Raw genomic sequence first — 21,553 nt, forward strand, 5'->3', positions numbered from 1 at the left:
CGCTTCGGCGAGCTTTTTTTATGTTTTTGATTCAATTGAAAGTCATGCGCTTTTTCCAAAGAAATTCATGTAAACTAGTTGCGATGTTTTTAGTGAGCCAAGCATGCGAAATTTACGACCAAACAGAATTAAGGGGCGAGAGATCCCAGCTGAATTAAAAAAATGGTTGTATGCATCTGGTTCTCTCACTCAGCAATTGACTGATTTGGGTGAGGGGGCATTTCATGTCGAGCGTCTCAACGAACAGTTTCAACGACTCACTTTTAACGATAGCCAATGGATGCAAATGCCAGCACACCATATTGCATGGGTGCGTGAAACGAATCTATATGGTAATCAGGCACAGGCTTGGGTCAAAGCAAAAAGTATTTTTCCAATTTTAAGCCTACACAAGAAAGCTCGATTATTTCGGCATATCCGTAATAAGCCAATCGGTTGGTTTTTATTTCAACGAACTAATCCAGCTTGTGAAAGAAGGGTTATTTATCTAGAAGAAGGTTGGACTAGACAAAGTTGTTATACTTGGCATGGTTGTAAATTTATCGTGCAAGAGACTTTTCTCCCAGCATTTGAGCAGTTTATTCAACAGCATTGACTCTAAGGATTCATCATGGAAACAGTGCAACACACAACATGGCGACAACGTTTAGAAGCCTATTATTATTTATGCCGCTTTGATAAGCCAATCGGTACAGAATTGGTTTTTTGGCCGACTATGTGGGCTTTGTGGATTGCTGCAAAAGGGGCACCAGATCTTAAAATATTATTGCTTATGATTTTGGGTGTTATTTTTATGCGTGCAGCAGGCTGTGCGATCAATGATTTTGCTGACCGTAAAGTTGATGCGCATGTTGAACGTACAAAAACACGCCCTTTAGCTACAGGTATAATTCGTGCTCGCGAGGCTGTTTTTGTATTTTTAGCTTTAGTTACTGCAAGTGCTATGTTGCTATTTTTCCTGCCGATCGAAACCTTTTATTGGTCATTTGGTGCATTATTTTTAGCGTTTATTTATCCCTTTATGAAACGCTTTACCAATTTACCACAAGTGTTTTTAGGTGCTGCTTTTTCATGGTCAATCCCGATGGCATATACTGCGGTTGGGCAAACGCCAGATTTAACCTGTTGGCTTTTATATTTCGGTAATTTGGCTTGGACAGTAGCTTATGATACACAATATGCAATTACTGATCGTGAATATGATTTGAAAATTGGTGTGAAATCTACCGCAATTTTATTTGGTAATTACGATATACAGATAATTGGTTTATTACAGTTTATTAGCTTGTTATTAATTGGCTCAGCTTTGTATCTGCAACATATTTTTATGCCGTTTGGAATGATTGCATTACTTATTGTTGCAGGGGATTTTGTTTATCAGGCATATAAAACTAAACATCGAGAACCACAGATTTGTTTCTGGGCATTCCGTCACAATCGTTGGGTAGGAATGATAATTTTTCTGGGAATCTTTTTGGAATTAATGTCTTAAAATGACTTATTGGTTGAAAAGTGTCCTATATAGGGCATTTTTTTTGTGCATTAATAAAGCAGCATCTAGTTTCGTGCGCAAGAAACAAAGACAAAAGGATATTTTATGAAACGGTCAAAAATTGCTTTAGCAATGACACTCTCTATTTCAGCATTATTTTTTAACTGCATGTAATGATGATTACACTGGAGTAGATTCGAGTAACCCCCATTTGTATGAAAGCAATTATGCGATTGATACGGTTAATACTGCTGCTTCGATTAAAGTAATGACCTGTAAAATTGCAAATGTTCAAGGGCGAACAGCAACTGCAACAGCGATGGTGCTTTTTCCTAAAGTTGCTAAACCTGTAGATTGTTATCGTATTGTTGTGTGGGAACATGGAACTGTTGGGGTGGGTGATGGTTGGGCACCAAGCAAAAATGTGATTAATCCTCGTTGTAGAATCCTTGCTGATACTCTATTGGTGGCTGGTTACGTTGTGATTGCACCTGATTATGAGGGGTTAGGTATCGCAGATTTAGCATATGGTCGTACCGGCGATGATGGTGCATGCTTGAGTTATCTAGCTCCAGATAGCGCTAATGGATTACAGGAGAAATTTAAAGCGGGGATTTTGGCTTTCTTAGTAGACCCTACACATCAAATCACACAGTTTGGTATTGATCTAACTAAGTTTAAAGAAGATGTTGTGGTGCAAAATTTCTTAGCGGCGACTCAGCCTGCAACCAATTCGACTAAAGAAAAAGTAATTAAGACACCTGTCTTACTTATTCAGGGAGAAAAAGATCAAGCGGTATTGCCAGCAGTTACGCAACTGTTAGTTAAGAATATGAAAGAGAATGCTTTAAAATTCTTTCCATAAGCAGCTTATGATGAAAATTATTTATTGGATATCGTACCAAATGCAACGCATACGCAGGCGATCATTTGTAGAAATGCAAAAGCAGTGGAATTTATTCAAAAATATATGTCAGCAGGTACGGGGATTGTGCTGACTGATGATCAAAAAGATGCGGGTCAAAATGCTCAGTCTACAGGTAAATTTTAAGCTTTTATTAAGATCATAACTTTCAAAAAAGAGTCTCTTCATAGCGGCTCTTTTTTGTTATATTGTTACATTAAGATGAGTTGTGTTATTGGAATCTGGATCATTTATGAGTCAACAATCTACTGAAAAGAAGCCGATACCTTGGTTATTAATGAGTCTGGGGCTTCTGATCCCAATCTTTATTATAGGCATGGCATTTCTAGCTGCAAAAAGTGATGCGCAAACCAAGAAAAAATACGATCAACAACATGCAGAAATTGCAAAGAAATTTGAAAAACAGAAAAATGCTGAATCAGCAATTCAGTCTGAATAATCCTTAATTAGAAAATTTGATTTATCGAATGTCCATCTGTAATTGTTTTACAGATGGAATTTGAGTGTAGCGATGCACTTTATACCCTGCCTCTAAAAGCATTTGATCGCGTTTTTTGTCTTCTAATTCTTTTCCAATATGACTTGGATCATCAAGTTCGATGATTGCCAATACATTCATTTCTTGGTCTAAAATCACGAAATCAGTCACTTTGCGATTGAATTGACTACGAATTTTATAATGATCGCTGGTAATTAAAGCACTGAAAGCGACTTGTGTAAGGATGTGATTGTTAGGGAATGCCTGTTTTAGCCTCGTGAACATCTTTGATTCAAATGTGGTAATAACAGGGCGAGCAAAAAACTTCTGCTGTGGTAGAAAAGAACGTAGACAACTAATTAAAAGTAATACTGTGCTAATCAAGCCAATAAGCAAAAAGATAATCTGATTAGATGCAAACATATTTATTATCAATACATGAATAAAAAACCCACTCAATAAGAGTGGGTTTTTAGAATTTTGGCTCTCCCACCTGGGCTCGAACCAGGGACCTGCGGATTAACAGTCCGTCGCTCTACCGACTGAGCTATGGGAGAATCTGGATAGGCATTCTATGCATGAATAGGAGTGTGGTCAAGAGCTGAATAACAAAAAATTTAAATATTGATTTGATTGTACTTTTTATCAGCATTTTTATAAATTTAATGGATAGGATACTTTGTTTTTAGTAGGAGCTAGAGGGAATTTCGGTCAATAAAAAAGCCCATATCATATTGGATATAGGCTTCTTTGAATTTGGCTCTCCCACCTGGGCTCGAACCAGGGACCTGCGGATTAACAGTCCGTCGCTCTACCGACTGAGCTATGGGAGAATCTGAATGCCATTATAGGCAGCTTTTAAAATCGGTCAAGCTAAAAGTGTCATGTTTCTTTCATTTTTTCACTGTATGCTTTTTATTTGCACAATTGGGGCGAAATCGGAAAAATAACTTGAACTTTGATCAAGCTGTTGTTAGATTCGAAACAGAAAAGTGTTTAGATTTTTATCTAGACCGTGTGGATTTAACCCAACTTGCCAGCACTAAAATGGCTAAATCGGAGGTCAAAATGACTATTCTTAGCATTCAATCTATTTTTTCAAATTTATCTTTTTATCAAGATCATTATCTTGAAATCATTGAAGATCCTCAGCGGTATTACACATCAGTTGAAAACTGTTTTTTAAATACATTTCCATTTAAGCAACAGGTTTTATTTCTAGGCGATTTATTGCAACTTTGGTTTGGTGATAAATGGAAAATCCAAAACGCTAAAAATTTATTGACGCAGAAAAATGTATTAACGGTGAATGAGCATTTCCCTTTGTACTTATTTCAGCTCGGTGGTGAGCTTATTTTGGGTGCAAATACTGCATTGGCTTGGTCAGTTGCAGAAAATAAAATTGTAGCTGTACAAGTGAAGAGTATTTGGCAATATGCTGTTTTCAGTCACTTATGCTCACGACCAAAAAACTTTCATGAAAATAAAGCGATTGCATGAAATCATAGTAAGCATAAATCTACAGCATAAAATTAAAGGGCGTATATGTATGTCACTGTATAATTTTTAATATTATCGCCCTTATTTTTGTATCAATCTAAATGAAGCTGATGTATGTCAAGTAAAAGCAAATAAACTATTTTGAAGTATCTTATGAATATAAGATTGTGTTGCAGAAATTATTAAATTCAATGTTTTTTTATTTTCTTCTAAAATTAATTGATAACAATTTTGAATAAAAGGTAAGTTTATAATGAAAGGACAATGTGTTTGTGGTGAAACCACATTTGAAGTTGAATTAAGCAATCATGACGTACATGCTTGTCATTGCTCAATTTGTCGTCGACAGACCAGTGGTGTGATTATGACGATTGATGTGAAACAGGGCAGCTTAAAATTTTTAAAACAAGACCATCTCTCTATCTATAATTCATCGGCTTGGGGCGAGCGTGGGTTCTGTAATGCTTGTGGCACAAATTTATTTTGGCGCACTAAAGATCAGAATTATTGCAATATTAATGCTTTTGCATTGAATCAGTCACCTCAAGATTTGAATTTTGATTTGGAAATCTATATTGATAGTAAGCCTGAGTTTTACGCATTTCAAAATGCAACGAAAAAGATGACTGAAGCTGATGTAGTTGCTTTATTTAATGCAGAAGCAAAAGAATAAATTTTTAGCTGATTCATAAAGAAAAAAAAGAAGCTTCATTAAGAAGCTTCTTTGTATCGCAACTCAGATTATTGAGCGGCTTTTTCTGCTGCAATCGAAGCAATTGCGGCATCAACACCATCAATTGAGTCTGCTGCTTTTTTAATACGCGCTAAAGCATCAACTAATACATCATCAGCAGTTGCATAAGAAATACGCATAAAACCACCTAAACCAAAAGCATCACCGGGTACAACAGCTACACCAGTTTCTTCAAGCAACCATTCAGAGAATTCTGTGCAAGATTTTAAACCTTTGGCACGAATCAATGGACGGATGTTTGCATAGGCATAGAATGCGCCATCAGCAGGTAAGCAAGAGATACCGTTGATTTCGTTTAAACCATTTACAACTAAGTCATGACGGCGTTTAAACGCTTCAATCATTGGTTTTAATACATCTTGTGGGCCATTTAATGCCGCTTCAGCCGCAACTTGTGAAATTGACGTTGGGTTAGATGTTGATTGAGATTGGATGTTTTTCATCGCACCAATGAGTTTTGCGGGACCAGCAGCGTAACCAATACGCCAACCTGTCATTGCATACGCCTTTGATACGCCGTTAAGAACAATTGTACGATCATATAAGTCAGGTGCAATTGTTGCGATGTTATAGAACTCATCTTCCCAACGAATTGGTTCGTACATGTCGTCAGAAGCAATTAATACTTGTGGATGACGACGAAGTACCTCAGCCAAAGCTTCTAATTCAGCTTTAGTATAAATCATACCTGTTGGGTTAGAAGGGCTGTTTAATACAAGTAAACGTGTATTTGGTGTAATAGCAGCTTCCAATTGTTCTGGTGTGATTTTGAAGCGTTGTTCTTCACCACATTTCACAATAACAGGCGTACCTTCAGCAATAATTACCATATCTGGATAGCTTACCCAGAATGGTGCAGGAATGATTACTTCATCACCCTTGTTTAACAAAGCAAGTGCCAAGTTAAAGAAACTTTGTTTACCACCACAAGATACTAAAATCTGGTTAGGTTGGTAGTCTAAGTTATTATCACGTTTTAATTTTGCGATAATTGCTTTTTTTAAGCTCGGAGTACCGTCTACAGCTGTGTATTTTGTAAAGCCTTTATTAATCGCTTCAATTGCAGCATCTTTGATATGTTGAGGGGTATCAAAGTCTGGTTCGCCTGCACCTAAACCAATCACGTTTTTACCAGCAGCTTTAAGCTCAGCGGCTTTGTTGGTTACTGCAAGTGTAGGGGACGGTTTGATAGCATTGACACGATCAGAGAGACGTACGTCCACGGCATTATTCCTTCTTATGGGATTAGAAAATAAAAAAGCAGCTCATTTTAGCTTAAATCGATTTATTTGTGGCTGAAACTTACCTTGATTGAATAAAAAGTTACCAAATTATAGGTTTAGATCGTACAGTACTTTTTTACATATTTTATTTTTAGCAAAATAATAAAAATCTATTACAATAGGCGCTAGAAATTTAAATTTCGAGAGAATTTCAATGACTGCGCAACAACCTAAAGCCAAGAAAGCTTTAGTCAAATTACCTTTCCCTATGCCATCTACTCAGGATGACTCTGAGGATGCTACGCATAATCAGGTGCGACCAAAACCTGAGCAATATGCAGATCGTACTTGGATGCCACCGCGTGGTACACGTCGTTCGATGGGGAAACGATAGTTTTTGATGGAGCATACTTTCGCAGTAGCTTCCTAAAAGATGAGTCGATAAAAAAGCCAATGTCATGTTTATATAAACGTATCATTGGCTTTTTTTTATTTGATTAATTTTTATTTATTACCAATCTTAAACGCTGCTAAAAATGCGGTTGGTTTATTGGCATCAAACACAACTCCATCTAAACGACTGGTTTGTGGTGGTTTTATGAATGTTGCTGTTGCAAGGTTTGGAAATTGTTCTTTTTTCATTTTGCCTTCAGCGATTAAACTATTTGCAGCCTTTGTGTAGATGTCTGGGCGATAGGCTTTCTGAGCGGTTTCAAGGTACCAATTATTCGGTTTAGTCTCCGCAATTTGTCCCCAACGGCGCATTTGAGTTAACCACCAAATTGCATCTGAATAGTAAGGAATACCGTACTGTCCTGTAAAGAAGGTATTAAATGATTTTAAAGGACGAATATCTCCTTTTTCGTATTCAAAAACACCCGTCATGCTATTTAAAATAATATCTTCATCGACACCAGTATAATTGGGTTGAGAAATTATCTTAGCGGCTTCTTTGCGGTTGATACGATCATTTTCATCTAACCAACTTGATGCACGAATGAGTGCTTTTACAACTTTTACTGTGGTATTTGGATTTTGTTCTGCAAACGATGCTGTAACTCCAAATACTTTATCAGCACCATTATCCCATAACACATCAGATGTAATGACAGGAACACCAAAGCCTTTTTTCACTGCTTTTTGATTCCATGGTTCACCGACTGAGTATCCTAAGGTTGTTCCTGTTACCATTTTTGCCATCATTTCTGGTGGTGGTACAACGGAAAGGGTTACGTCGGCACCGATATTACCACTCAAATCATTTTTATTTGGATCATACATACCTGGATTGATACCGCCAGCGGCTAACCAATAGCGCAACATATAATTGTGTGTGCCTGTTGGAAAAGTTATGCCTAAATTAAAAGGCTTATGCTTTTGTTTGTATTGATCCACAATCGGTTTAAGCGCCGATGCACTAATCGGATGCTGCGGTTTACCGTCTTCTAGAGGAATATTATTTTTCATTTCCGACCATATCGCATTTGAAATGGTGATCCCTGCACCATTGTAAGACATGGTAAATGGCGTGATAATTTCTGTACCGCTTGGTGTTGCAGTCATGGACGCAAGTGGCATCGCAGCAAGCATTTGCGCGCCGTCTAATTCACCTTTTTGTACACGTGTATATAATAGCTTCCAGTTGGGTTGTACTTCGAGTTGGACTGATAGCCCTTCGTCTTTAAAAAAACCTTTCTCAACAGCAACGGCTAAAGGTGCCATATCTGTTAGTTTAACAAAACCAATTTTTAGCGCCGTTTTTTCTGTGGTTGATTGAGCTGCGTTACTATCAGGGGATGGATGGCAGCCAGTGACTAATAAAAGAAGGCTCGCCATATAAGATATGATGAATGCCTTATTAAAAAATACTTTTCTCATTTAATTCCCCGTCAATAATAAACATCAATAGATACAGAGCAAAAAACATACCATTATTGTTATTTTATGTAAGTCATTGAGATTACTTTAATTTTATACACTTGTATGGATTTTGGTGTTTGCGACTTTTATGGTGATTTTTATTTGTTTTTTATTAAATATCATTATCTTATAATTTATTTTTTGTGGATTTTGGATGTTGTAACCAAATTGTAATTATGGGAAGAATCAAGTTTTATGCTTGAAAGATAAAACCTGATTCATCATCGAGTGAGTTAATGTTTTTTTAAGGTGCGATGAACAGGATGCTTAATAATACTTTTGCCCTGCCATAAAGCAATAAAGTCTTGCTCATCGAAATCATAGAGCTCCATTAATGCAATAATTGCACTAACAAAGATCATTGGACCTTCAGAATTATCATGAAAATCAAATATTTTGCCATTCAATTTGGCTAATATATCGTTAATTTCATATTCACGGCCTCTTCCATAACGATCACGCGGATAAAGTTCTTCATTAAGTACTATTAACGCGATGGCTTTTTCTGAAGGGCTTAGTTTTGTTTGTTCTAAAGCTTCTTCAAAAGATTCATACCCATGATTAAAATAAAAAATGACTTCATCACAGATAAAGCTATGCACCATTTTGGCAGTCAGATCTGGAAATTGTGAAACAGCATCGTCCTCGATGTAAGGTCGAAAGGATTCTGGAAAAATCACATTCGAATGAATTCCTTTGAATAAAGGGGCAATTTCAGAAACTTTATAACCCGCAATGCCACAACCGAGTGCCGTTAAAAAATATTTCACTTTAGGATGATTTTTAGCATAAATTTTAAAATCATCGACATAGTGCTCAATTTGAGAAAGTGGCATTTGTTGGATATGTTCATTTAAAGTTGGAATAGCAAAACTTTGCCCAGCCCAACCTCGTCCGACACCGTTAACTGCTGCGAAATGTTGTGCCGCGACACGTGCGGCGCCACTATCATGTATTCCAGCTAGATTACTACCAAAAACAAATACTGTATCTTCAGGAAGTTCAGTGACAATAGTTTCATCGTGATATTGATAAGACATATTTTTTATCATTCAAATGTATATTGATCTCATGTTGCAACCGATTGAATAAGGGGTCAATAGTGCTTTAGATTTTTCTTATCGTTATTTCTTGATTACACGAGCGATTTTATTGTAGATGGAACTTAAATGGATAGAGAGCGCATTGATTTAGCTATGAGCTTGTAAATTAGAGCATTAAATCAAAAGAGATTTGATTTCGACCATTGGTTTTTGCTTGATAGAGTAAATCATCTGCACGTTGTAATGCATATTCAATATCATACACATTATGAATATGGGTTAGACCATAACTTGCTGTCATTTTAATTTGATAATTCGTAAAAGTTGTCTGTTCTAGCAATGTCTTATAATGTTCGATGCGCATCAGGGCAGTAGCAGCATTTTCTGCGATGAATAAACAAATAAACTCTTCACCACCAAAACGAGCGATAAGATCTTCGGCTTGTTTATCTTTCAGCATCATTTGGCTAACACCATGTAAAATCTGATCGCCAATATAATGTCCCCAAGTATCATTAATGCTTTTAAAATGATCCAGATCGAGACTCACGAGAAAATATGATTGTGAGGTAAATGACAAGGATGCACTTCTTTCAAAGAAACCACGACGATTCAATAAGTGGGTGAGTGGGTCGTGCAAACGGTCATTATTGAGGTGATGAATGACATCTTTAATCGCACAGCCACTTAGTACAATTGCAAATAAAATATTCAAGATGATATTGATTGACATACCTAGTAACCACCATGAAGACGAAGTCAACGTGACATGGTTATGATCGATATGTTCTAGAAATAGAAAATTGATTATGGCTCTGATGAATGAGTAAAGCACATTAATAAAATAAAAAATCAGCACCCAACGATCAAATGATTGGCTTTTGGGTAGTTGATGGAAAAGTGCAGGAATAACGAGTAATCCAACACTACCTAGTGCTAAATTAAGAATAATCAGGCGAAACCAAATTTGCGGTTCAACATATGAATAGTAGGTTAATGCTAAAACCGCAAAAAAAATAATCCAAAAAGCTAGCTTATGTTGGAATACTGTATTTAGTTTTAAACTAATTGCATATGCGCCAAGCCAACTACCTAGCAAGTAAAGAATAGCAGTAAAAGGTGCAGCAAGTGTGAGTTGCGGATTGGACATTAGGCATTGCGCAAACAATGCAATAGAGGGAATGGTATATGCCAATCCAATCCATAATAAAAAAATATCAGCCTTAAAAAAAAGACGGCAGCAAGTAAATGCCAAACCAATAAAAAACAGGCAACTGGGGACAATTAATATAAAATATTGCGCATTGAGTGAATTCACAGCAATTTTTCTAAATTCTTGATATTTTTGAAAGGTGTAGATTAATGTGCTTTTATATATGAATTCAACACACTTAATCGAAAATATCAAAATAATTGAGTAAAAACTCTAGCTTGCTCATATTTTTTTATTCATTGGTAAATAATTTATATGTATTTACGATTGGCATAATATTTTATAGTGAAATACATAAAAGTGATTGTAAATTGAGTCAATTGCCTCCATCAATAAGGCATCGATTGAAAAGGGTATTCTTGTGAGCGAAAACCAACCTTTTGAGTTAGTCACCAATTATCAACCTGCTGGTGATCAACCACAAGCGATTAAGAAGTTAGTTAATGGCATTGAGCATGGTCTTCGTAATCAGTTACTACTTGGAGTGACGGGTTCTGGTAAAACCTATACGATGGCGAATGTGATTGCACAAACACAGCGTCCAACGATTGTCATGGCGCATAACAAAACGCTTGCTGCACAGCTTTATGGTGAGTTCAAAGCTTTTTTTCCGAATAATGCGGTTGAATATTTCGTCAGTTATTACGATTACTATCAACCAGAAGCCTATGTGCCGTCATCCGATACCTTTATCGAAAAAGACTCAGCAATCAACGACCACATTGACCAAATGCGTCTTTCTGCAACGCGTGCTTTATTAGAGCGTCGTGATGCCATTATTGTCGCTTCAGTTTCTGCGATTTATGGTTTGGGTGATCCGAATGCCTATATGCAAATGCTGTTGCATATTGTGCAAGGCGATCGCGTTAGCCGTGATGAGATCATTCGCCGTTTGGTGGAAATGCAATATACCCGTAATGAATTGGAGTTCTTGCGTGGTACTTATCGTATTCGTGGAGAAATCATTGATATTTTCCCTGCCGAGTCTGATAAAGATGCGATTCGAGTTGAATTATTCGATGATGAGGTTGATTCGATTCGTTGGTTTGACCCATTGACAGGAAAGTTGGTGCGTAAAGTACCACGTGTGACGATTTATCCAAAGAGTCATTATGTGACCCCGAAAGATCATTTAACCCGCGCGATTGATACCATTAAAGACGAATTGAAAGATCAGCTTAAATTCTTCAAAGAGCATGACAAATTACTGGAAGCACAACGTATTGAACAGCGTACCCGTTATGATTTAGAGATGATGCAACAGTTGGGTTATACCAATGGGATTGAAAACTACTCTCGCCATCTTTCAGGCCGCACAGCAGGCGAAGCGCCGCCTACTTTATTTGATTATATCCCTGAAGATGCATTGCTGATTATTGATGAATCGCATGTGACAGTTCCTCAAATTGGTGCGATGTATAAAGGTGACCGTTCACGTAAAGAAAACTTAGTGAATTATGGTTTCCGCTTACCCAGTGCTTTGGATAACCGTCCAATGAAATTTGAAGAGTGGGAGCGAATTGTTCCGACCACGGTTTTTGTGAGTGCAACGCCTGCACATTATGAACTGGAAAAGTCAGAGCAAATCGTTGAGCAGGTGGTTCGTCCAACAGGCTTGATTGATCCTGAAATTGAAGTACGTCCAGTGCTTACACAAGTCGATGATGTGCTGTCAGAGATTAATATTCGTAAGCATTTAAATGAACGTGTCCTGGTGACAACTTTGACTAAACGCATGGCAGAAGATTTAACCTCATACTTGAAAGAATACGGGGTTAAAGTGGCGTATCTGCACTCTGATATTGATACTGTTGAGCGCGTCAAAATTATTCACGAATTACGTACTGGTGTGCATGATGTTCTGGTGGGGATTAACCTACTGCGGGAAGGTCTAGATATGCCAGAAGTATCTTTGGTTGCAATCTTAGATGCGGATAAAGAAGGTTTCTTGCGTTCAGAACGTTCATTGATTCAAACCATTGGTCGTGCAGCACGTAATGTGAAAGGTAAAGCGATTTTATATGCAGATCGTATTACTGATTCGATGCGTAAAGCGATGGATGAAACAGATCGTCGCCGTAATAAGCAGATCGAATTTAATCAGCTTCATGGTATTACGCCACGTAGTGCAGTGCGCCAAGCAATTAAAGAAATAGATACGGGTGAAGTGCTCAGTGATGATGAAATTGATGAAAAAGTGTTAGAGCAAGCGCAGAGTATCAGTGCCGACGAACAGCATTTGTTATCTGATCCAAAGTTATTTGCCAAGCATATTACCAAGCTTGAAAAAGAAATGTTAAAAGCTTCAAAAGAGCTTCAGTTTGAGCAGGCAGCAAGATTGCGAGATGAAATCGTGCGTTTAAAAGCATATATGTTGCAATCGTAATCTAGCAGAGAAATCCTCAAGAGGGATACATATCGCAACAATCTTTGTTTATAAAATAGGCTATGTTGAAAAGCTAAATATATGACTATTGATAACAAATTTCTGTTTTGAGGATTTCCCATGCCGTTAATTAAGAATTTCCCTAAAGCAAGTTGGCGTTTAACAAAAATTGCAATTGGTGGAGTGGTCTTAACTGGACTGGCTGTAGGAACGATTGCTTATGCACAATCAAAGTCTTTACCTACAGTTGAAAAAGTAGAACTGGATAAATATTTAGGTGTTTGGTATGAAGTTGCTCGTAAGCCAATGTTTTTTGAGCGTAAATGCGCTTATAACGTGACAGCAACTTATACGTTAAACGAAAATGGCAATATTGTTGTTGATAACAAATGTTATGACAGTGAAGGTAATTTACAACGCAGTTTAGGTGAGGCGTTTGTTGCGAATGCGCCTTTTAACACCAAATTAAGAGTGAGCTTTTTACCTGAAGGCGTGCGTTGGATTCCTGTTGCACGCGGAGATTACTGGGTTTTAAAGCTTGATGAAGATTATCAAACAGTATTGGTTGGAGAACCGAGCCGTAAATATTTATGGGTGCTTTCTAGAACGCCTAATCCTAAGAAAGAAACAGTTCATGAATATTTAAATTATGCTAAATCATTAGGCTATGATATCCGTGATGTGATTTACCCTGAACATCGTTAAATCAGTTATACTTGTTGGAAACCATGCATGCATGGTTTTTTTATTTTTATATAGTGGATAATTCACGTTTTTAAGATACGTCCCAAATGCTTCTGAGGTCAAAATGTTAAAAGGCATCGCTTATTCAGTTTTGGCTTCTGTTACCTTTGGGATTCTGTATTTTTACACTCAATTACTGGGTGCATTAGATAGTGAACAAACTTTTGGGTGGCGAATTATTGCCACAATTCCATTTTTGACTTTATTTATGTGGTTTAGTGGTGACTTGACTCATATCAAAACCATATTTAATCGAATCATAGCAAAGCCTAGTTTATTAGTGTTTCTAATGATCACTTCCGTACTGACCTCAGCACAATTATGGTTGTTTTTATGGGGACCTATGCATGGTCGTGGGTTACAAGTCTCTTTGGGGTATTTTCTGTTGCCTTTGGTTCTTGTGCTTGCTGGAAGCTTTTTATATGGAGAAAAGCTTTCCAAGTTTCAGTATCTCGCCGTATTTCTGGCAGTATTTGGTGTTGGACATGAGATTTGGCGTTTAGGGACAATCGCATGGGAGACGGCTTTTGTCGCTTTAGGCTATGCAGCTTATTTCATTCTTCGTAAAAAAATTCAAACGGACCACTTAGGTGGTTTTTGGTGGGATTTATTGCTGATCCTACCAATTGCGATTTTCTTCACTCAAACTGGGGATACACCGTATTTAAAGTTTCTAGAGCATCCTAGTTTGGGAGTTGTCGTTCTAGGTTTAGGTTTGTTGAGTGCGATTGGCCTAGGAAGTTATATTTTAGCGAGTCGCTATTTGCCGCTGATTATTTTTGGCTTATTGGGCTATTTAGAACCCGTTTTATTGGCATTGGCCGCATTGGTGCTTGGTGAAAAAATTGGTGAGGGTGAATGGTTGACCTATATTCCTATTTGGTTGGCCGTATTGGTGTTGGTGATAGAAGGTGCATTACACCTCTTAAAACAAAGACAACGAAAACAACAGTTGGAGTTGAATATCAAACAATATTCCAAACATTTAGGCGATGATGAAGAGATTGGGCGCTGAATAAACCAGTTAAACTGGTTTTTCTTGCTTTAATTTTGAATATAAATAATAGCTTAAGTTTATGAGTAAAAACATTAAGATACGACCATATTCTTTAGGTAGGCAACCAACTTCACCATTACAATTGAAGAATGGTTCTCCAAGCCAAGAAATAGGGAAATAGACGATATTTGTCAGAACTAGTCCGATCATGCCAATAAAACCCATCGATACTTCGCAAGCAAGGGGGATGCTGATGAGTAATAACCATAATTTAAAATTCATTTTAGCTGTTTATGTGTTGTAGGTAATTAGAGATTATTATAAATACTTTATTCTTTTTATTTCATGTTTTTACATTAGTTTATACGATTTTTCTCGTTAAATGATTTGTCATGTATTACTTCCGTTTTTGCTTATTTTTAGCATACTGTTTGAAGCAAATAACGATAGCGTTAAGTTATCAGTAAAACTGTTATTAAAGTTAAACAAACAGTATGTATTTAGATGATTGCAAAAGGGTTTACCTAAAATCACAAAAATAATTATAGGTATTTTATGAATTTATAGTCAATTAGGACAAAATCTTAGCTCAATTAACAGCTTTTGATTCAATCTTGATGATAATTCCATTACAATTATGGCGTTTTAAAAATTCACGCCCAGTATAGATATTAAATTTGAGGACGTAACTGTGAGCAAAGACACTATCGTTGCCCTACACGCAGAACATCAAGGTCGTTGGAAAAACCGTGAAGAAATCGCGGAACGCATGATTGCTTTGATTGGTCAATTATACCGTGAGAAAAATATTGTTGTTTCTGTTTACGGTCGTTCTTTAATAAACCGTTCAGTGATTCAAATTTTAAAATCACATCGCCGTACACGTATGCTTGATGTAGAACTTTCAGTTGTTCATACCTTCCCAATTTTGGAAGCATTAATGAAAATTGAAAACATTGGTTCTGCTGAAGTAGACATCGGTAAACTTGCTGTTGAATATAAAAACCAAGGTGGTGATGTAGACGCTTTTGTTGCAAAAGCAGTTGAATCAATTGAAGGTAAAGCTAAAGCAGAACAACCTAAAGATGTTGTTCTTTACGGTTTTGGTCGTATCGGTCGTATCTTAGCGCGCTTAATCATCAGCCAATCTGGTTTAGGTCGTGGTTTAAGCCTTAAAGCGATTGTAGTTCGTAAATCATCTGACGGTGACTTGGCGAAACGTGCTTCATTATTACGCCGTGACTCTATCCACGGTACTTTTGACGGTACGATTTCTGTTGATGAAGAAAATGAAGCAATCATTGCAAATGGTCAATTCATTAAAGTGATCTATGCTTCAAGCCCAAGCGAAGTGGATTACACAGCTTACGGTATTGAAAATGCGCTTCTTATCGACAATACAGGTAAATGGCGTGATGCTGAAGGTTTAAGCCAACACTTGAAATGTGCAGGTATTGCACGTGTAGTCTTGACTGCACCAAGTAAAGGCGAGATGAAGAACGTTGTATACGGCGTAAACAATACAGATATCCTAGATGAAGACAAAATCATCTCTGCTGCAAGCTGTACTACAAACGCAATTACACCTGTATTAAAAGTTTTAGACGACAAATACAAAGTATTAAATGGTCATGTTGAAACAGTTCACTCATTCACAAACGACCAAAACTTAATTGATAACTATCACAAAGCTGATCGCCGTGGTCGTGCTGCGACATTGAACATGGTTATCACTGAAACTGGTGCTGCAAAAGCGGTTGCGAAAGCATTACCAGGTCTTAAAGGTAAGTTAACAGGTAACTCTGTACGTGTTCCTACACCAAACGTTTCACTTGCGATCTTGAACTTAAATTTAGAGAAAGAAGTTGATCGTGAAGAAGTGAATGAATACATTCGTCAAATCTCGATTAATTCTAGCCTACAAGGTCAAATTGGTTATACAAACTCGACTGAAGTTGTATCAAGTGACTTTATTGGTTCACGCACTGCAGGTGTGTTTGATGCGCAAGCAACAATCACTTCTGGTACACGTTTAACAGCGTATGTTTGGTACGATAACGAAGTGGGTTATAGCTGCCAAGTATTGCGTATCGCTGAACAAATGTGTGGCGTAAGCTATACAAAAATTCCAGCTGAAACAAATGCATAATTTGTGAAAGTTGAAAAAAGGAGCTGATTTAAAGCTCCTTTTTTATGCTTAGGTATATCTAAAATATTGTATTTTAATTTACCGTATGTTTAATTATGTTTCTAACAAATAAATGTGCTTCATAATGAAAAAATATATATTTACTATTTTAGCAATAAGCTTTGCCATGCATGTACAGGCAAATCCTCAAACTTTTGATTTAACGCCAGTTTTACAAGATCGTTATGAAAAAGATTGTGCAGTGCGTCCTGATTATGACTTATATAAATTTCCTGATATTTCTAAAAAACTGCAAGCCTATGTGGTCAGTCATGAACTGGAAGAAGAGCCCGCTGTAGTCAGTAATGTATTTACATTGAAGAATGTGGAATATCGGGGTGTACCCGTTACTAAGATAGAGTTCTCGTATGGGAATCTAGCTAAACAAATGAATCAAGCTTTATATTTCGATCTTTCAACCGCAAAAGCGAAACAGAGCTTTAGTAAAATTCAATTTAAGCGTAAGCAAACTAAAGCAGATGTAAGTTTAGACATTACCAAAGAGGGGAATATGACATCTGTATATTGCTCTTGGACAGATCGAAAAAACTAGATACCAACTTTGGGAATATTTAAAACACGAATATTCCTTATTAATCTTAATCGTACAAAATAAGGGCTGAACAACATACATAAATGAATGAAAATAACTGCATAGGAAAATAGTTCGATAGGGATATGTCATTGTTGCAGTTGAAGCGTTTATTTGCAGTTTTTGCTCTTATTGTTGTCGCAAACTTATGTGGTGTATATATTGCCATGTGGGTATTTAAACATTTAAATATTTATATTCCATTGAAAAATCAAGATGTCGCAATTGATTTACAGGAACCCCTACAAGTAAGCGTAAAGGTTAAAGATGCTTTAAATGTCGATGTAAATGGGCGCGTTGATGCAAAAATTCCAATTGATGAGCAACTCAATGTTCCTTTAACTCAAACACTCACCCCCCGAGTTTATTTCGATAACTTAGTTCCAATTAGTACGACTATTCCTGTAAAAGAAACCATTAAAGTAAATCAAAGTTTACCGATCGACACCAAGGTTCAAGTCAAGATTTTGGGTCAGGATGTCACTTTACCGTTAAAAGGTTCAATTCCATTAAATTTAGATGTTCCAATTGATATTCAAGTACCATTACAACAGAAAGTACATTTAAAATTCGATGCACCTGTTCGCACTGTTTTGAAAGAAAACTTAAATATTCCTTTGAAAGCTCAGCTAAATGCCAATATTCCAATTCAAGGAAAATTAAATGTCCCGATTACATCGGAACTTAATGCTTCTGTAGATGTAAAAAATACGTTGCCAGTAAAAATCGCGAAGGGAGAGCTGAAAATTCCTTTATCATCAATGCGTTTAAATCGGATTGAAGACCAGCATGTAGGAGTACCTAATACACAGCAACCTATTAAAGGTGAATGATGCTGATGATGAAATCTATTAAGAGTTTAGTGATTAGCTTTGTTATACTCACGACTTTGGTTGCAATCTTGTTTTGGTTTTATCTTAATATCCAAGCATCGCTGATTGTTTCTGCTCAGCAAACTGATATTCGTTTGCCAGCATCGCTTGCCACTAAAATTCAAGTCGGTGAACATTTACGTGTCCGATCCGAAGGGATGTTAAAAACTGCTGTTGCTATTGATCGAAATTTACAACTGCCTTTAAAAGGTAAATATTTGGCTGACTTAAGTTTTGAAGTAGAAACACCGATTACCGTGAACATTAATTATGAAACGATGTTAAAAGTTGATGAAGTGATGCCTGTTCAGACCACGACGGATTTAATTTATCAGAGCAAATTATTGCCAAAATTTCCCCTAAATCTAGATGTGCCTGTGAAATTGGATATTCCCTTTCAACTTAAACGTAGTTATACCATTCCTGTAAAAATAGTATTTAATGGACCTGTTCACTTTGCATTTGATGAATCCGTAAATTTGCCGATTAAACATGAGTTTAAAACGAATTTTTATATGAATGATGCAATTAATATGAGCAATATTTCATCTTTTAATGCGCTTATGTTTAATTCGGTTCAACAGACCAAAGCAAATTTAGATATGCAAATGGATTTGCCATTAAAGAATGTGCATCCTTAATTTTTGAGATATTTGAACTATATCTTGAGTGATTGGTTAAATTCTAAATTTCATATTACGAGGTGTAATATTTACTAAATACTGAATTTCTTCAACATTTGCACAGAATTCATTTGTTGTTTAATAAAATTCATGCAGAGCTGAGTAAATCTATTCGAGAAATTTATTAAAATGTGGCAAAATAGTCCGCTTTTAAGAATTTAGAGGATTGGCACATGCGCTTTGTTGATGAAGCAGTCATAACCGTAGAGGCTGGCGACGGTGGCAATGGCGTAGCCAGTTTTCGCCGTGAAAAATTTGTCCCTTTTGGTGGCCCAGATGGTGGAGATGGGGGACGTGGCGGAAGTGTTTATATTCAAGCCGATGATGACACAGGTACGCTCGTAGATTATCGTTATACGCGTCGATTCCGTGCTGAACGTGGTAAAAATGGTCGTGGTGCGAACTGCTCAGGCCGTGGTGGTGAAGACGTTATTTTAAAAGTACCTGTGGGTACAACCATTGTCGATACTGAATCAGGTGACATTATTGGTGACTTAGTTGCCGATGGTCAACGTGTCAAAGTTGCCAATGGTGGTGATGGTGGTTTAGGTAACACACACTTTAAATCTTCAACCAACCGTTCTCCACGTAAATGCACGCATGGTATCAAAGGTGAATACCGCGAAGTACGTTTAGAGTTGAAAGTACTTGCAGATGTTGGCTTGTTGGGTATGCCAAATGCAGGTAAATCAACGTTTATTCGTGCAGTCAGTGCGGCAAAACCAAAAGTTGCGGATTATCCATTTACCACGATGATTCCTAACCTTGGTGTGGTTGATGCAGACCGTCATCGTTCATTCGTCATGGCTGATATTCCAGGTCTAATTGAAGGTGCAGCAGAAGGTGCGGGTCTTGGGATTCGTTTCCTTAAGCATTTGGCACGTACTCGTATCCTGTTGCATATTGTTGATGTTCAACCGATTGATGGTTCAGATCCAGCACATAACGCCAAAGCAATTTTGGGTGAGTTGGTGAAATTCTCGCCAACTTTGGCAAAGCTCCCTGTGGTTCTTGTCTTGAACAAACTTGACCAACTTCCTGAAGAATCAAGAGAAGAGTGGTGTCAGCATATTCTTGATGAATTGCAATGGAAAGGTCCTGTATTTAAAACTTCTGGTTTGATGTCAGAAGGGACGAAAGAAGTTGTTTATTACTTGATGGATCAGATCGAGCAACAGCGTGAGCGTGAAGTTGAAGATCCTGAGTATGCAGCAGAAATGAAAGCATTCCGTGAGCAGCTTGAGGCTGAGACACGTGAACAAACCATCGCAGCAAAAGAAGCTTATCGTGCTATGCGTAAGGCTCAGCGTGAAGCTGGCTTAGAAGACGATGAAGATGATTTTGATGACGATGAGGATGAAGGCGGCGTAGAAAGCATTTACGTTCGTGATTAGTGAACCGAGGAAAAAATGATAGAAGTGGTCGATGGGCAACGTCAGCTCAATGCGTGTAAACGAATCGTTGTTAAAATCGGATCATCTTTACTGACTGCAAATGGGCAAGGTTTAGATTTAAATGCAATTTCGCATTGGGCGAAACAAATTGCAGATCTACACAATGCTGGACATGAGATTATTCTGGTGTCTTCAGGTGCAGTTGCAGAAGGGATGGTACGCATGAAACTTGCGAGTCGACCCACTGATTTACCCAGTTTGCAAGCTTGTGCTGCTATTGGCCAAATGGGTTTAATCCATACGTGGTCAAGCGTATTGGATCAACATGGGATTCAAACAGCACAAGTCTTACTCACGCATGACGATCTTGCCGATCGCCGTCGTTACCTCAACTCTTGTGATGCTTTGCAGAACTTGATCGATTGGCGTGTGATTCCTGTTATTAATGAAAATGATACAGTATCTACCGATGAGATTCGTTTTGGTGATAATGACACTTTAGCTGCAATGGTAGCGGGTCAAGTACAAGCAGAATTGTTGATCATTTTAACGGATCAACAAGGTATGTTCGATTCTGATCCGCGTAGTAATCCAAATGCCAAGTTATTTTCTTCAGTTCGTGCATTAGACGATACTTTATTTGAAATGGCGGGTGGTGGTGGTGTTTTAGGTCGCGGTGGCATGGTGACTAAAGTTCGTGCAGCACGTCTTGCGGCGAAGTCTGGTTGTCCTACTTTAATTGCTAGTGGTGAAAGTGACCATGTGTTGGCTCGTTTAATGGCGGGTGAGATGCTTGGAACATTATTTACAACTGATAATGACCGTGTGACCGCTCATCAACAATGGCTTGCAGCTCATTTGCAAACAGCAGGTCGTTTAGTGATAGATGATGGTGCTGTTGAAGCAATTAAACTGAAGCATCGTAGTTTATTGCCTGTTGGTGTGAAAGCCATTGAAGGTCATTTTGATCGCGGTGATGTCGTTGAATGTGTTGATAAGAATGGTGCTCGTATTGCTGTTGGTCGTGTGAATTTTAGTTCTCGTTCAGCAGAAATGGTGAAGGGTTTACCTTCTGAGAAAGTCTACCAAGTTTTAGGTGAGGCACGTTCTTTAGAAATGATTCATCGAGACCACATGGCAATTTACTAA

General features: G+C 37.5%; 20 protein-coding genes, 2 tRNA genes and 1 pseudogene. 16 read left to right on the top strand and 7 right to left on the bottom strand.

The window, feature by feature from the left end; genetic code table 11:
* Positions 1 to 103 precede the first annotated feature (103 nt).
* The 4 genes and pseudogenes from ACN19N_RS05020 (at position 104) to ACN19N_RS05035 (ending at position 2,856) form a co-directional block, all read left to right on the top strand.
* Positions 104 to 595, top strand: coding sequence for a chorismate--pyruvate lyase family protein (locus tag ACN19N_RS05020; RefSeq protein WP_004663105.1), 492 nt, complete (start codon positions 104 to 106; stop codon positions 593 to 595).
* Between the two features lie 15 nt (positions 596 to 610).
* Positions 611 to 1,492, top strand: coding sequence for a 4-hydroxybenzoate octaprenyltransferase (ubiA, locus tag ACN19N_RS05025; protein WP_420002102.1), 882 nt, complete (start codon positions 611 to 613; stop codon positions 1,490 to 1,492).
* A gap of 105 nt (positions 1,493 to 1,597) precedes the next feature.
* A pseudogene (locus ACN19N_RS05030) lies at positions 1,598 to 2,543 on the top strand (alpha/beta hydrolase family protein).
* 106 nt (positions 2,544 to 2,649) lie between these two features.
* Entirely contained in the window at positions 2,650 to 2,856 is a 207-nt protein-coding gene (locus ACN19N_RS05035; protein WP_269239317.1) for a hypothetical protein, read from the top strand.
* A 21-nt stretch (positions 2,857 to 2,877) separates the two neighbouring features.
* On the opposite strand, the gene ACN19N_RS05040 is transcribed toward ACN19N_RS05035, so the two are convergent.
* The 3 genes from ACN19N_RS05040 to ACN19N_RS05050 form a co-directional block, all read right to left on the bottom strand.
* On the bottom strand, positions 2,878 to 3,318 hold the full coding sequence (locus ACN19N_RS05040; RefSeq protein ID WP_269228359.1) for a DUF2726 domain-containing protein: 441 nt from the start codon (positions 3,316 to 3,318) through the stop codon (positions 2,878 to 2,880).
* A 58-nt stretch (positions 3,319 to 3,376) separates the two neighbouring features.
* Positions 3,377 to 3,452 (bottom strand) — tRNA-Asn (locus tag ACN19N_RS05045).
* 200 nt (positions 3,453 to 3,652) lie between these two features.
* A tRNA-Asn gene (locus tag ACN19N_RS05050) sits at positions 3,653 to 3,728 on the bottom strand.
* Between the two features lie 235 nt (positions 3,729 to 3,963).
* Here ACN19N_RS05050 and ACN19N_RS05055 point away from each other — a divergent pair.
* Together ACN19N_RS05055 and ACN19N_RS05060 are read left to right on the top strand one after the other, a co-directional pair.
* Positions 3,964 to 4,395: a hypothetical protein gene (locus ACN19N_RS05055; RefSeq protein WP_269239318.1), complete on the top strand. Its 432-nt coding sequence runs from the start codon at positions 3,964 to 3,966 to the stop codon at positions 4,393 to 4,395.
* Positions 4,396 to 4,648: 253 nt separating this feature from the next.
* A complete protein-coding gene (locus ACN19N_RS05060; protein ID WP_269239319.1) occupies positions 4,649 to 5,068 on the top strand; it encodes a GFA family protein in 420 nt (139 codons plus the stop codon).
* Positions 5,069 to 5,136: 68 nt separating this feature from the next.
* Here ACN19N_RS05060 and ACN19N_RS05065 read toward each other — a convergent pair whose 3' ends face one another.
* Complete coding sequence (locus tag ACN19N_RS05065) at positions 5,137 to 6,372, bottom strand: pyridoxal phosphate-dependent aminotransferase (protein ID WP_005157664.1); 1,236 nt, start codon at positions 6,370 to 6,372, stop codon at positions 5,137 to 5,139.
* A gap of 214 nt (positions 6,373 to 6,586) precedes the next feature.
* Here ACN19N_RS05065 and ACN19N_RS05070 point away from each other — a divergent pair, with 214 nt between their 5' ends.
* Positions 6,587 to 6,766, top strand: a complete 180-nt coding sequence (locus ACN19N_RS05070; RefSeq protein WP_005217453.1) for a hypothetical protein — start codon at positions 6,587 to 6,589, stop codon at positions 6,764 to 6,766.
* Between the two features lie 110 nt (positions 6,767 to 6,876).
* Here ACN19N_RS05070 and ACN19N_RS05075 read toward each other — a convergent pair whose 3' ends face one another.
* The 3 genes from ACN19N_RS05075 to ACN19N_RS05085 form a co-directional block, all read right to left on the bottom strand.
* Complete coding sequence (locus tag ACN19N_RS05075; protein ID WP_269239320.1) at positions 6,877 to 8,250, bottom strand: CmpA/NrtA family ABC transporter substrate-binding protein; 1,374 nt, start codon at positions 8,248 to 8,250, stop codon at positions 6,877 to 6,879.
* 275 nt (positions 8,251 to 8,525) lie between these two features.
* The gene (locus ACN19N_RS05080) at positions 8,526 to 9,332 is read right to left on the bottom strand and encodes a hypothetical protein (RefSeq protein ID WP_420002103.1); all 807 of its coding nucleotides are present in this window, start codon (positions 9,330 to 9,332) and stop codon (positions 8,526 to 8,528) included.
* 169 nt (positions 9,333 to 9,501) lie between these two features.
* The gene (locus tag ACN19N_RS05085; protein WP_420002104.1) at positions 9,502 to 10,653 is read right to left on the bottom strand and encodes a GGDEF domain-containing protein; all 1,152 of its coding nucleotides are present in this window, start codon (positions 10,651 to 10,653) and stop codon (positions 9,502 to 9,504) included.
* Between the two features lie 256 nt (positions 10,654 to 10,909).
* On the opposite strand from ACN19N_RS05085, the gene uvrB reads away from it, so the two are divergent.
* The 9 genes from uvrB (at position 10,910) to proB (ending at position 21,553) form a co-directional block, all read left to right on the top strand.
* Positions 10,910 to 12,934, top strand: coding sequence for an excinuclease ABC subunit UvrB (gene uvrB, locus ACN19N_RS05090; RefSeq protein ID WP_269239323.1), 2,025 nt, complete (start codon positions 10,910 to 10,912; stop codon positions 12,932 to 12,934).
* 120 nt (positions 12,935 to 13,054) lie between these two features.
* Positions 13,055 to 13,639 carry a lipocalin family protein gene (locus ACN19N_RS05095; protein WP_269228352.1) on the top strand — a complete coding sequence of 195 codons (585 nt, stop codon included), beginning with the start codon at positions 13,055 to 13,057 and terminating at the stop codon, positions 13,637 to 13,639.
* Between the two features lie 103 nt (positions 13,640 to 13,742).
* Positions 13,743 to 14,693 (top strand): EamA family transporter RarD, encoded by a 951-nt coding sequence (gene rarD / locus ACN19N_RS05100; protein ID WP_420002105.1) that lies wholly within the window; start codon positions 13,743 to 13,745, stop codon positions 14,691 to 14,693.
* Between the two features lie 673 nt (positions 14,694 to 15,366).
* Entirely contained in the window at positions 15,367 to 16,824 is a 1,458-nt protein-coding gene (locus ACN19N_RS05105; RefSeq protein WP_269228350.1) for a glyceraldehyde-3-phosphate dehydrogenase, read from the top strand.
* Positions 16,825 to 16,948: 124 nt separating this feature from the next.
* Positions 16,949 to 17,416 (top strand): hypothetical protein, encoded by a 468-nt coding sequence (locus ACN19N_RS05110; protein WP_420002106.1) that lies wholly within the window; start codon positions 16,949 to 16,951, stop codon positions 17,414 to 17,416.
* Between the two features lie 131 nt (positions 17,417 to 17,547).
* Positions 17,548 to 18,288, top strand: a complete 741-nt coding sequence (locus ACN19N_RS05115) for an MFS transporter (protein WP_420002357.1) — start codon at positions 17,548 to 17,550, stop codon at positions 18,286 to 18,288.
* A complete protein-coding gene (locus ACN19N_RS05120; protein ID WP_420002107.1) occupies positions 18,288 to 18,968 on the top strand; it encodes a hypothetical protein in 681 nt (226 codons plus the stop codon). The genes ACN19N_RS05115 and ACN19N_RS05120 overlap by 1 nt, the downstream gene beginning before the upstream one ends.
* A gap of 215 nt (positions 18,969 to 19,183) precedes the next feature.
* Positions 19,184 to 20,404 carry an Obg family GTPase CgtA gene (cgtA, locus tag ACN19N_RS05125; protein WP_269228347.1) on the top strand — a complete coding sequence of 407 codons (1,221 nt, stop codon included), beginning with the start codon at positions 19,184 to 19,186 and terminating at the stop codon, positions 20,402 to 20,404.
* 15 nt (positions 20,405 to 20,419) lie between these two features.
* A complete protein-coding gene (gene proB / locus ACN19N_RS05130; protein ID WP_004663068.1) occupies positions 20,420 to 21,553 on the top strand; it encodes a glutamate 5-kinase in 1,134 nt (377 codons plus the stop codon).

The organism is Acinetobacter sp. LF10 (genome assembly GCF_048585715.1).
In the GTDB taxonomy this organism is placed as follows: Bacteria; Pseudomonadota; Gammaproteobacteria; order Pseudomonadales; family Moraxellaceae; genus Acinetobacter.

What these genes read in the sequence shown, in the direction of transcription:
- ACN19N_RS05020 (WP_004663105.1), top strand. Translation starts at nt 104, where the DNA reads ATGCGAAATTTACGACCAAACAGAATTAAGGGGCGAGAGATCCCAGCT.
- ubiA (WP_420002102.1), top strand. Translation starts at nt 611, where the DNA reads ATGGAAACAGTGCAACACACAACATGGCGACAACGTTTAGAAGCCTAT.
- ACN19N_RS05035 (WP_269239317.1), top strand. Translation starts at nt 2,650, where the DNA reads ATGAGTCAACAATCTACTGAAAAGAAGCCGATACCTTGGTTATTAATG.
- ACN19N_RS05040 (WP_269228359.1), bottom strand. Translation starts at nt 3,318, where the DNA reads ATGTTTGCATCTAATCAGATTATCTTTTTGCTTATTGGCTTGATTAGC.
- ACN19N_RS05055 (WP_269239318.1), top strand. Translation starts at nt 3,964, where the DNA reads ATGACTATTCTTAGCATTCAATCTATTTTTTCAAATTTATCTTTTTAT.
- ACN19N_RS05060 (WP_269239319.1), top strand. Translation starts at nt 4,649, where the DNA reads ATGAAAGGACAATGTGTTTGTGGTGAAACCACATTTGAAGTTGAATTA.
- ACN19N_RS05070 (WP_005217453.1), top strand. Translation starts at nt 6,587, where the DNA reads ATGACTGCGCAACAACCTAAAGCCAAGAAAGCTTTAGTCAAATTACCT.
- ACN19N_RS05075 (WP_269239320.1), bottom strand. Translation starts at nt 8,250, where the DNA reads ATGAGAAAAGTATTTTTTAATAAGGCATTCATCATATCTTATATGGCG.
- ACN19N_RS05080 (WP_420002103.1), bottom strand. Translation starts at nt 9,332, where the DNA reads ATGTCTTATCAATATCACGATGAAACTATTGTCACTGAACTTCCTGAA.
- ACN19N_RS05095 (WP_269228352.1), top strand. Translation starts at nt 13,055, where the DNA reads ATGCCGTTAATTAAGAATTTCCCTAAAGCAAGTTGGCGTTTAACAAAA.
- rarD (WP_420002105.1), top strand. Translation starts at nt 13,743, where the DNA reads ATGTTAAAAGGCATCGCTTATTCAGTTTTGGCTTCTGTTACCTTTGGG.
- ACN19N_RS05110 (WP_420002106.1), top strand. Translation starts at nt 16,949, where the DNA reads ATGAAAAAATATATATTTACTATTTTAGCAATAAGCTTTGCCATGCAT.
- ACN19N_RS05120 (WP_420002107.1), top strand. Translation starts at nt 18,288, where the DNA reads ATGCTGATGATGAAATCTATTAAGAGTTTAGTGATTAGCTTTGTTATA.
- cgtA (WP_269228347.1), top strand. Translation starts at nt 19,184, where the DNA reads ATGCGCTTTGTTGATGAAGCAGTCATAACCGTAGAGGCTGGCGACGGT.
- proB (WP_004663068.1), top strand. Translation starts at nt 20,420, where the DNA reads ATGATAGAAGTGGTCGATGGGCAACGTCAGCTCAATGCGTGTAAACGA.